The following is a 9,235-nucleotide window of genomic DNA, read 5'->3' as shown; positions in this document are numbered from 1 at the left end:
CGCAGCCGCCCCGCCTGCGGGACGAGCAGCAGCTCGCCGTCGGAGTCGAAGAACACGGTGTCGGTCATCGACCGGTTGGCGAGGTACTGGTGGATGCCCACGCCCGCGCCGTGCGCCGGCGAGCCGTTGCCGCCGAAGGTGACGAGCCCCTCGACGAAGTCGGTCGGCTGGGACGGACGCGGCAGCGGGCTCCAGCGCAGGCGGTTGGGCGAGGCGGGCGTCTCGGAGAAGGGACCGCTGCGCAGCAGGCCCTCCGGGAGCGGCCGGAACGGGGCGTGCGCCGCGCTCGGGCGGAGCCGGTAGAGCCAGCTCCGACGGTTCTCGCGCCGCGGCGCGGTGAACGCCGTGCCCGAGAGCTGCTCGGCGTAGAGGCCATAGGGAACGCGCTGCGGAGAGTTCTGCCCCTCCGGAAGCGCGCCCGCGACGGCCTCGGTCGCCAGCTCATTGCCAAATCCCGACATGTACCCGTCCAACGACATGTGCCCCTCCCCGGGTTGTGCGCGCTACCGGACGACTACTTCTGCGTGGACACCTTGATGACGCCGCGACGGATCTGATCCAGCTCGATGGACTCGAACAGCGCCTGGAAGTTCCCGTTGCCGAAGCCCTCGTTGCCCTTGCGCTGGATGACCTCGAAGAAGATGGGCCCGAAGAGGTTCTCGGTGAAGATCTGCAGCAGGAAGCCCTCGGACTTGCTGCCGTCGATGAGGATGCGGTTGTGCTTCATCCGCGCCAGGTCCTCGCCGTGGCCCGGCACCCGCTTGTCCACCAGCTCGTAGTAGGTCTCGATGGTGTCCTGGAAGATGACCCCGCGCGCGCGCAGCTTCTCCACCGTCGTGTAGATGTCGGGGGTGGTCAGCGCCAGGTGCTGGATGCCCTCGCCGTTGTACTGGCGGATGAACTCCTCGATCTGCGACTTGTCGTCCTGGCTCTCGTTGAGCGGGATGCGGATGGCCCGGTCGGGGGCGATCATCGCCTGCGAGAAGAGGCCCGTCGCCTGCCCCTTGATGTCGAAGTACTTCTGCTCGGTGAAGCCGAACACGCGGTTGTAGAAGCTCGACCAGGTGCGCATCTCGCCGCGGCGCACGTTGTGCGTGAGGTGGTCCAGCACGTCCAGGCCCACGCTGTTCTTCGCCTCCGCCTCCTGGGCCCCGGGAATCTGGCGCCAGCCCTCGTAGAGCGAGCCCTTCTCGCCATAGCGGTCCACGAGATACAGCAGGCTGCCACCGATGCCCTGGAGGACATAGCTGTCGGGGCCGAGCGTGCCCTCGTTCGGGTCCGCCGGACGCGCGCCGCGCTCGATGGCCAGCTCGTAGGCCTTCTTCGCGTTGGCCACGCGGAACGCCATGCCGTTGGCCGAGGGGCCATGCGCCGAGCGGAACGCCGCCGCCTGCCCGGTCGGCTCACGGTTCACCAGCAGGTTGATGCCACCCTGCTTGTAGCGGACCACGTCCTTCGTCGGGTGCATCGCGTAGGCCGTGAAGCCCAGCCGCTCGATGAGGTCGATCATCTTGCCGGGCTCCGGCGAGGTGAACTCGACGAACTCGAAACCGTTCAACCCCAGGGGGTTCTCCATCACGTCGCTCATTGCTTCGCCTCCGGATTTGCGTCTCTGCCCCGAGTAGTAACATTTGAAACTAAATATGCAAGTCGGGTGGCTGGAGGGCAGGCGGGCGGTGTCCGGTCAGCGACGGGTGAGCACGCGGTCGGCGGCCACTTCGAGCCGGCGGAGCACGTCCTTGAGCTCGGAGATCTCCCGAGCGCTGAGACCCTCGAGCACCTCGGCCTCCAGCTCGAGTGCCGCGGGGACGACGCGCTCGTAGAGTGTCCGGCCTTCAGTCGTGAGCGAGAGGCGGAGGGAGCGGCCGTCCTCGGCGTTCGTGACGCGCCGCAGCAGGCTGCGCCGCTCCAACTCCTGGGCGGCGCGGCTCACCGTCACCTTGTCCATCTTCGTGCGGCCGACGATCTCCTGTTGGGTGAGCTCGGCGTCCTGCGCCAGCACGGTGATGACGCGCCACTCGTGCATCTTGAGGCCGAAGTGCTCCTCATAGGCTTGCGCGATGACCTGGCTCACCGCGTTGGAAGCGAGCGAGAGCCGGTACGGCAGGAATTCGTCGAGCTTGAGATGGGAGCGCGTCACGGTGCGCTCCCAGCGTACGAGGGGGTCGGGGCGGGAGCAATCCTCTCTCAACCGGCGCGGCGGGGCGTGCGGCCCACGTCATGGTAGGCGCGCCCCTCGATGAAGGCCGAGATGCGCAGCCAGAGCGCCTCGAAGGCCGGCTGGTCGAAGCCGGAGGAGGAGTTGAGCAGGTCATACCGCCGGAACTTGCTGCCCGGTCGCTCGACGGTGTCGGACTGGAAGTGGCCGATGACGTCGCCGTGGTCGGCCTCGACGACGTAGCAGGAGTCCGCGTCGGGCCACACCTGGGCCACGGTGTTGACGACGCCGTCGTTGTCGGCCGGCGTGAGCATGCGGGCCGACGTGGGCTCCATCAGCCGCTGCACGGCCTGCGCGTGGCCCAGCCGGGGCACCGGCGCGTGGGCGGTCATGGCGTAGAGGCGGTTGAAGACGTCGAACCACTGCCCCGCCTTGGGCCGCGCCACGGTGATGATGGAGGCGTAGCGGATGCCGTGCTGTTCGAGGAACTGGCGCTCGCGCTCGGGGTCGTCCACGTGCGCCGGGCTGGGGGGCGCGTCGCTGGGGGGCAGCGGGCTGAGGTCGCTGATGGCCGAGGTGTCGCTGGCCATGTGGAGCAGCCAGCGCAGCAGATCGAAGTACGCGGCGCGGGCCAGGGCGCCCTGGTAGGGGCCCTCGAGCGAGTAGCACCCATCCAGGGTGTCGAGGAAGGCGTCGATCCAGTTGGCCGACTCCAGGCGCCTGTTGCGCAGCAGCACGCGGCGGATGAAGCGGCTGGAGGTCGCGGTGCCGCGCTCGCGCAGGCCGCGCGTGGACTCATAGAGGAGGCGCAGGAGGGGGCGGTAGACGAGGGCGCGCAGCACCGGCTGGTTCGCCTTGGCCGCGAGGTTCGTCCCGCGCTGCGGCACGGAGAGGAACTGCACCGAGCGGAGGTGTCCGAGCACCTGCAGCGCGGCGGCCTCGGGGCCCTTGTTCGGGGCCTCCTCCAGCTCGCGGTAGCGCAGGAGGAGCTGGCGGATGTCGAGCCCGCCGGTGGAGTGCCCCACGAGGTGGAGCTCATCGCCCTTGCGGATCTCCCGGCGGCGCCAGCGCTCGTCGAGGAAGGCGAGGAGCTGCTGGGCGCGGGTGCTCACGCTGGCCATGGGCAGGTTGGGGAAGTAGTGCAGCACGAGGGACTCGTCGCGCTCCAGCACGCTGGTGACGCCTTCGTAGTAGCGCAGGGTGCCGAGGGCATCGAACCCACCAAAGCCCGGGACGAGCACGAGATGACGGTTCATCGGGAACACCTCTTGGAGTCGCTCCCCGAGGTGGGGAGGCGGAAGCCAGCGGACGGGAGTCAAGAGCAAGGCGGAGCGCGTGGCAATGGCCCTCGGGGTCGAGGCGATGTAGAGACCTGAACCCATGCGCCCGCTCCCCAGCGCCTGGCCCTTCCTGCAGTGGCTCTTCCTCGGAAGCCTCGTGGGAGCCCTCGCGGGCCTCGCCTCGGCCATCTTCCTGTACCTGCTGGAGCGGGCCACGCACCTGCGCGAGCAGCACTCCTTCCTCGTCTTCACGCTGCCGGTGGCCGGGCTGGTGCTCGGCGCCGTCTATGACCGGTGGGGCAAGCCCATCCGCGGCGGCAACAACCTGGTCATCGACAGCGTGCACGAGGGGGACGCGCAGCTTCCCCTGCGCATGGCGCCCATGGTGCTGCTGGGCACGGTGCTCACGCACCTCTTCGGAGGCAGCGCCGGCCGCGAGGGCACCGCCGTGCAGATGGGCGGCAGCCTCGCCGACGCCGTGGCGCACCGCTTCCGCGTCCCATCCCTCACCCGCCGCGAGCTGCTCGCCGCCGGCATCGCCGGGGGCTTCGGCTCCGTGTTCGGCACGCCCATCGCCGGGACGATGTTCGGCCTGGAGGTCGTGGTCATCGGTCGCATGAGCTACGAGGCGCTGCTGCCCTCGCTGGTGTCGGCCGTGGTGGGGGACCTCGTCACGCGGGGGCTGGGCATCGAGCACACCCTCTATCCCGTGCCCGCGCCCCTGCCGCTCACGGTGCCGCTGCTGGGCAAGTGGCTCCTGTTCGCCGGGGCCGTGGCGCTGGTGGCCGTGGTCTTCGTGGAGTCGGTGCACGCGATGAAGAAGGCCTGGGAGCGCTACGTGCCGTCGCTGCCGCTGCGCATGGCCGCCGGTGGGGCGCTCCTCGTGGGGCTGTGGCAGCTCGTGGGCACGGACATGTACCTGGGCCTGGGCGTGCCGGGCATCCTCCGCTCCTTCACGGATCCGGAGCTGCCCGTGGCCGCCTTCGCCCTCAAGCTGCTCTTCACCGCCCTCACCCTGAGCGCGGGCTACCTCGGTGGCGAGGTGACGCCCCTGTTCTTCATCGGCGCGGCGCTCGGCAACGTGCTGGCGCGGCTGCTCGGGCTGCCGCTGGACATGGGCGCGGCGGTGGGACTGGCCGCCATGTTCGCCGCCGCCGCCAACACCCCGCTCGCGCTGTCCATCATGGCCGTGGAGCTGCTCGGGGCGAGTGTGCTGCCCCACGTCGCCATCGTGGCCACGCTGGCCTATCTGCTCACGGGCCACCGGGGCATCTACCCCGCGCAGCGCATCGCGCGCCTCAAGCACGGCGGGCCGCTGCTGCGCCGGCTGGTGCCCCTGCGCGAGCTGCCCAAGGAGGACGAGGATCCGCGGGCCTGAGGGGGGCGAATTGTGGCCCCCCTCCACCTGTTCTAGAACCGTGCCCGTATGGATGATGCTCGTCAGGAGAGGATCGCCGAGCTGTGCACCGAGGGAGAGCGGCTGGCGGAGCAGCGGGAGCTGGCGACGGCGCTCCTGCGGTTCCGCGAGGCCCTCGCACTCATCCCCCGGCCCGTGGAGGAGCACGACGCGTCGGCCCGGGTGCTCACCGCCATCGGAGACATGTGCTTCCTGCTCGGGAGGTACAGCGAGGGGAAGCACGCGTTGCAGGGCGCGGTGCGCAGCTGCGCGGGGCTGGCCGTTCCCTTCATCCACCTGCGGCTGGGACAGTGCGAGCTGGAGCTGGGCAACCGGGAGCGGGCCGCCGACGAGCTCTCTCGGGCCTACAAGCACGGAGGCGAGGAGCTCTTCGCGAACGATGATCCCAAGTACCTCGAGTTCCTGAGGAACCCGACGTAGGGCTCGGGGCGTGGGTCAGACGGTGATTTCGAGGCGGTTGCCCTCGGGGTCGAGCACGACGCACTCGTAGTAGCCGTCCCCCGTCTGCCGAGGGCCATCCCCCACCGGGTGGCCCTCGCGCCGGAAGCGCTCGGCCATGGCATCCACCGCCTCGCGTGAGCCCACCGAGAGCGCCAGGTGCGCGTAGCCGGTGGGCGGGGAGTCGGCATGGCCGCTCGGGCCCACCACGAGGGGCTTCGTCATGAGTTCCAGGCGCGCCCCCGAGGCGAAGCTCAGGAAGTACGACGTGAACTGCTTGCGCTCGTTGACGTACCGGGGCCCCGCGCTCGCCTGGAAGTACGTCTCGTAGAACGAGCGGAGCCGCTCGATGTCCCGGGTCCAGATGGCCACATGCTCGATGCGCATGCGCGTATCCTACCGGGAGCCCTCCAGGATGCTCTGGATGATGGAGCCCTTTTCCTCCGAGTAGTCGCCGCTGTTGGTGATTCCTTGTGAGAGGATCTCCCGCTTGCGCGCCACGTAGGCCTCCCGCAGAGCCGAGTCCGCGCGCAGCCGGTCGCGGAAGCGGCGCTGGGTCTCCACCTCCGGCGAGTCCGCCGGAATGACGTGCACGTGCAGGTTGAAGCGCGTGCCCTCGTGCTCCAGGCTGCCCACGCGCATCGGCCTCGACTCGGGCCATGGCTCGTGACCGGCCGGTGGCACCTGCGGCTGGAAGCCGAGCGCCTCCAGCAGCGCCTTCACCGGCGCCATCTGCTCGGGCGTCACCGGAATCATCAAGTCCACCACGCCCTTGCCCGCGCAACCCGGCACCGCGGTGCTGCCGATGTGCTCCACCGTCACTCCGGGCAGAGACCTCCGCACCTGTTCGCCCACACGCCGGGCCACCTCCACCCCGCGCGCGTCATACGGCCGGCACTCGACCTCATCACGCATATAGAGGCCGATGATGCGAGTCACCGTCTCGATCATGGCGTCCTCCCGCCAGAGTCCCCTGCTCAAAGCGAGCAAAGCGACGTGAAGCTGCGCGGCTGTAGCAATTTCGGCTGATATTGCCAGATGACGAAACGGGGCGTGCGCCTCTTGGAGGCCGAGCTCCCATGTCGTGAGTCTCGGTAGCCACCCTGGCCGGAGCAGGACTGGAGGAGCCGAACATGAAAGCTGCATCGAAGCTCTGGCGGGTGTTGCTCTGCACGCTCCTGACGGCGTGCGCAACCTCGAGCGCTTCCCTCCAGGAAGGCAGTGAGCCAGCGCCAGAAGTCGTGGAGTCGTGGGAGGAGGGCTGCGAGGACGAGCGGAGCCTCGTCCTGCTGTGCCGCGAGGGAGGGGAGGAGTGTGGCTTCTTCCGCTGCCAGGAGGTGGTGCCTCGCGAGGTGCTGCTGGCCTACAGGGGCGGTGGGCCCATCCTCCCGGGCGCCTCACCCGCGGCGCCACGCCGATGGTGGGGCTACACTGGAGGGTGGCCGCGCAACAACGAGCCCGTCCTCACCTTCCGCTTCAACCGCCACTTCGACCCCAAGCCCCCTCGGTTCGTCCTTCCCCCGGGACGTTGGGTCCGGCACCACCTCTTTCCGCAGGCGGAAGATCTCGCTCGGTGGTTCCGGGAAAGAGGGGTGACGGACATCCACCAATTCACCATGGTCATCCCCGAGCACACCCACATCCGCATTCACAGCGGTGGGCCCAGTGGTGGCCTGTGGAACAATGCCTGGAGAGCCTTCCGCAAAGAGAACTTCAATGCGACGCCCGAGGAAATCTACCGTCATGCAGGGGAGCTGATTTTCCGCTTCGAGCTGACTGGCCCCATCGTGCCCTACCACCGCAGGAGATGACGGGATGACGAAGTTCTACTGGCTCCAAGATCCCAAGGAGCCACGCTGCACGGGCGACCTCAGCAGGGCCAGGCACAAATGGGGTGGGCTCCCCGGACTTCACTGCCCGGAATGCAAGGCCACCTGGGCTGGGAGCGCGACAGCCTTTCCGGGTGTGGATCTGTCCTCCCTGCCCGAGCACAAGGCGTTCGAGGAACCCAGACCGGAGCCATTCGACGAATTCGTGCGGCTGCGCGAGTTGGTGCGTCCTCTCGTACCGCCGGGAGCACAACTGCTTCCTGGGGCTCAATTTGGTCCCCTGGTGGGCACGGCCACCGGAACCTTCAGCCCACTCTTCTTCTATTTCATCGAGATGCCGGTGATGCATCGCGAGGCATTCGATCAGCTCCAGGCCGAGGGCGTACGCGGGCTGAAAGGATTCCCCACGGAACTGCGCTTTCGACAGAAGAAGCATCCGGAGCTTCTCGAGCTGGAAGTCCTGCCGCATGGCTGGCTGCACGTTGACTGCCTGCCGCCAGACCGCCCTCCCAAGTGTATGAAGTGCGGCCGAAATGGTTTCAGGCGCCCGGACGACCTCATCCTGGATGCGGCTTCACTTCCGGAAGACAGAGATCTGTTCCGACTGACAGATGTCGAGTCGACCTTCATCTGCACCGAGCGCTTCGTGGACGCCGTGCGCCGGCTGGAGCTGGACGGTGTGGTCTTCCGTGAGCTGCCCTTGCGCTGAACCCGCTCCGCCGACGAGCGGGTACGGCCCTGGGCTACGGCTGCGGCGGCGCGTCGACCTGCGGCTGTGGCTGTGGCTGCGCTCCCCGCGCCCGGCGGTATTCCTCGTAGCCCTTGGAGTAGGTGCCGCCGAAGAGCTTGTCCAGGTAGGCGAAGAAGCCGGCGTAGTTGCCGAAGAACCGCCGGTGGTGGAAGTCGTGGTAGGCCGGCCCCTTGTAGAAGGGGAAGAGCAGCGCCGGGTTCCACGGCACGTCGTAGCCCGAGTGTCCGTCGGCCGCCTCGAGCTGCCGGAACACGATCCACGCCCACAGCGTCACCACGTGCGCCCCCACCAGCGAGGGCCCCAGCAGCACCAGCGTCGAGGTGCCCAGGAACTCGACCACGTGCATGTAGTTGCCCGTGAGAGCGAAGGGCGTGGTGATGCGGTGGTGCACCGAGTGCACGTGCTTGTAGAGCCACGGCGTGTGCAGCGCCCGGTGCATCCAGTAGTAGAGGAAGTCGTCCAGGACGATGAAGAAGAGGATCTGCCCCACGATGACGTACCAGGCGGGCAGCTCGCCCAGGTGGATGCCCGACATGCGCATCATCGGCCAGGCAATCATCAGGTTGGCGAAGGACACCAGGTTGTTGAAGGCGAAGCGCTGCAGCGACGGCTTGAGCCACCGCTCCACCGGGAAGTCCTTGCCCTGCACCCGGTACTTCTTCAGCGACTCGGGGTTCTTGATGGCCAGCCACGTCCACGGCAGCGCGAACACCAGGAACGCGATGATGCTCAGCAGCGCGGAGCAGACGCCGACGTAGAAGAAACGCTCCTCCTGGTACATGGCCAGGAGGCCGTTGAGTGTGTTCATGGCGCCGTCCATACCGCCCTCCCGCGGTGACGCTTATGGGACGCACACGCTCCGGCCGAGCCTGGGTGCCTCCCCGTCACAAAGCCCGCACTCTAGCCGGTCAACGGACAGGCGGCGAGAACCCGGACCGGGAGTCACAGCGGGCTCAGCCCAGCGGGGCACGCAGGGAGAAGCTCACCGGGATGACGAACTCGGCCGTTTCCCGACGCAGCTCCGAGGGCAAGGGCCCGAAGGGCGCGGCGGCCTCCACCATGCGCAGGGCCTCGGCGTCCAGCACCCGGAAGCGTGAGGAGCCCTCCAGTCGGGGCGGCCCCGCCAGCGCGCCATCCGGGTTGATACGTACGCGGACCAGCGCCGTGCCCTCCAGGCCCAGCCGCACCGCCTGTGCGGGGTAGCGCCGCTGCCGGGTCACCCGCCGGGAGAGCTGCTCGCGGTAGGCCCCGAGCTCCGAATCCCCCCCGCCTCCCGGCGGACCCGAGGGAGCGGAAGCCTCCGAGCCCTTCTCCGACGCACCTCCCGGGCTCCCCGACGCCCCGGCCGCCAACGGGCCATCG

General features: G+C 68.7%; 12 protein-coding genes. 4 read left to right on the top strand and 8 right to left on the bottom strand.

From position 1 onward, the window contains the following. The 4 genes from VF697_RS16600 to VF697_RS16585 form a co-directional block, all read right to left on the bottom strand. The coding region (locus VF697_RS16600) for a homogentisate 1,2-dioxygenase (RefSeq protein WP_331096099.1) at positions 1–479 on the bottom strand (479 nt) is incomplete at its 3' end. A 35-nt stretch (positions 480–514) separates the two neighbouring features. After that, complete coding sequence (gene hppD / locus VF697_RS16595) at positions 515–1,588, bottom strand: 4-hydroxyphenylpyruvate dioxygenase (RefSeq protein WP_331096097.1); 1,074 nt, start codon at positions 1,586–1,588, stop codon at positions 515–517. Between the two features lie 96 nt (positions 1,589–1,684). Further along, positions 1,685–2,140 (bottom strand): MarR family winged helix-turn-helix transcriptional regulator, encoded by a 456-nt coding sequence (locus VF697_RS16590; RefSeq protein ID WP_331096095.1) that lies wholly within the window; start codon positions 2,138–2,140, stop codon positions 1,685–1,687. Positions 2,141–2,187: 47 nt separating this feature from the next. After that, a complete protein-coding gene (locus VF697_RS16585) occupies positions 2,188–3,414 on the bottom strand; it encodes a hypothetical protein (protein ID WP_331096093.1) in 1,227 nt (408 codons plus the stop codon). A 124-nt stretch (positions 3,415–3,538) separates the two neighbouring features. Between VF697_RS16585 and VF697_RS16580 the strand changes: the two genes are divergently transcribed. Next, the gene (locus VF697_RS16580; protein WP_331096091.1) at positions 3,539–4,816 is read left to right on the top strand and encodes a chloride channel protein; all 1,278 of its coding nucleotides are present in this window, start codon (positions 3,539–3,541) and stop codon (positions 4,814–4,816) included. 48 nt (positions 4,817–4,864) lie between these two features. After that, complete coding sequence (locus tag VF697_RS16575; protein WP_331096089.1) at positions 4,865–5,275, top strand: hypothetical protein; 411 nt, start codon at positions 4,865–4,867, stop codon at positions 5,273–5,275. Positions 5,276–5,290: 15 nt separating this feature from the next. Here VF697_RS16575 and VF697_RS16570 read toward each other — a convergent pair whose 3' ends face one another. After that, positions 5,291–5,680, bottom strand: a complete 390-nt coding sequence (locus tag VF697_RS16570) for a VOC family protein (RefSeq protein ID WP_331096087.1) — start codon at positions 5,678–5,680, stop codon at positions 5,291–5,293. Between the two features lie 9 nt (positions 5,681–5,689). Then, positions 5,690–6,244 (bottom strand): GrpB family protein, encoded by a 555-nt coding sequence (locus VF697_RS16565; protein WP_331096085.1) that lies wholly within the window; start codon positions 6,242–6,244, stop codon positions 5,690–5,692. Between the two features lie 182 nt (positions 6,245–6,426). Here VF697_RS16565 and VF697_RS16560 point away from each other — a divergent pair, with 182 nt between their 5' ends. Next, on the top strand, positions 6,427–7,104 hold the full coding sequence (locus VF697_RS16560) for a TIGR02269 family lipoprotein (RefSeq protein WP_331096083.1): 678 nt from the start codon (positions 6,427–6,429) through the stop codon (positions 7,102–7,104). Positions 7,105–7,108: 4 nt separating this feature from the next. Further along, positions 7,109–7,831, top strand: coding sequence for a double-CXXCG motif protein (locus VF697_RS16555; RefSeq protein WP_331096081.1), 723 nt, complete (start codon positions 7,109–7,111; stop codon positions 7,829–7,831). 34 nt (positions 7,832–7,865) lie between these two features. On the opposite strand, the gene VF697_RS16550 is transcribed toward VF697_RS16555, so the two are convergent. Both VF697_RS16550 and VF697_RS16545 read right to left on the bottom strand, forming a co-directional pair. After that, positions 7,866–8,681 (bottom strand): sterol desaturase family protein, encoded by an 816-nt coding sequence (locus VF697_RS16550; protein ID WP_331096079.1) that lies wholly within the window; start codon positions 8,679–8,681, stop codon positions 7,866–7,868. Between the two features lie 145 nt (positions 8,682–8,826). Then, positions 8,827–9,235: energy transducer TonB (locus VF697_RS16545; protein ID WP_331096077.1), on the bottom strand; the 409-nt coding region annotated here is incomplete at its 5' end.

Source organism: Archangium sp. (assembly GCF_036388035.1).
Lineage (GTDB): Bacteria > Myxococcota > Myxococcia > Myxococcales > Myxococcaceae > Archangium.
This window is presented reverse-complemented; position numbering and strand designations above follow the sequence as displayed.

Bases quoted from the DNA above. Each gene is read 5' to 3' on its own strand.
- hppD (WP_331096097.1), bottom strand. From the start codon at position 1,588: ATGAGCGACGTGATGGAGAACCCCCTGGGGTTGAACGGTTTCGAGTTC.
- VF697_RS16585 (WP_331096093.1), bottom strand. From the start codon at position 3,414: ATGAACCGTCATCTCGTGCTCGTCCCGGGCTTTGGTGGGTTCGATGCC.
- VF697_RS16580 (WP_331096091.1), top strand. From the start codon at position 3,539: ATGCGCCCGCTCCCCAGCGCCTGGCCCTTCCTGCAGTGGCTCTTCCTC.
- VF697_RS16575 (WP_331096089.1), top strand. From the start codon at position 4,865: ATGGATGATGCTCGTCAGGAGAGGATCGCCGAGCTGTGCACCGAGGGA.
- VF697_RS16570 (WP_331096087.1), bottom strand. From the start codon at position 5,680: ATGCGCATCGAGCATGTGGCCATCTGGACCCGGGACATCGAGCGGCTC.
- VF697_RS16565 (WP_331096085.1), bottom strand. From the start codon at position 6,244: ATGATCGAGACGGTGACTCGCATCATCGGCCTCTATATGCGTGATGAG.
- VF697_RS16560 (WP_331096083.1), top strand. From the start codon at position 6,427: ATGAAAGCTGCATCGAAGCTCTGGCGGGTGTTGCTCTGCACGCTCCTG.
- VF697_RS16555 (WP_331096081.1), top strand. From the start codon at position 7,109: ATGACGAAGTTCTACTGGCTCCAAGATCCCAAGGAGCCACGCTGCACG.
- VF697_RS16550 (WP_331096079.1), bottom strand. From the start codon at position 8,681: ATGAACACACTCAACGGCCTCCTGGCCATGTACCAGGAGGAGCGTTTC.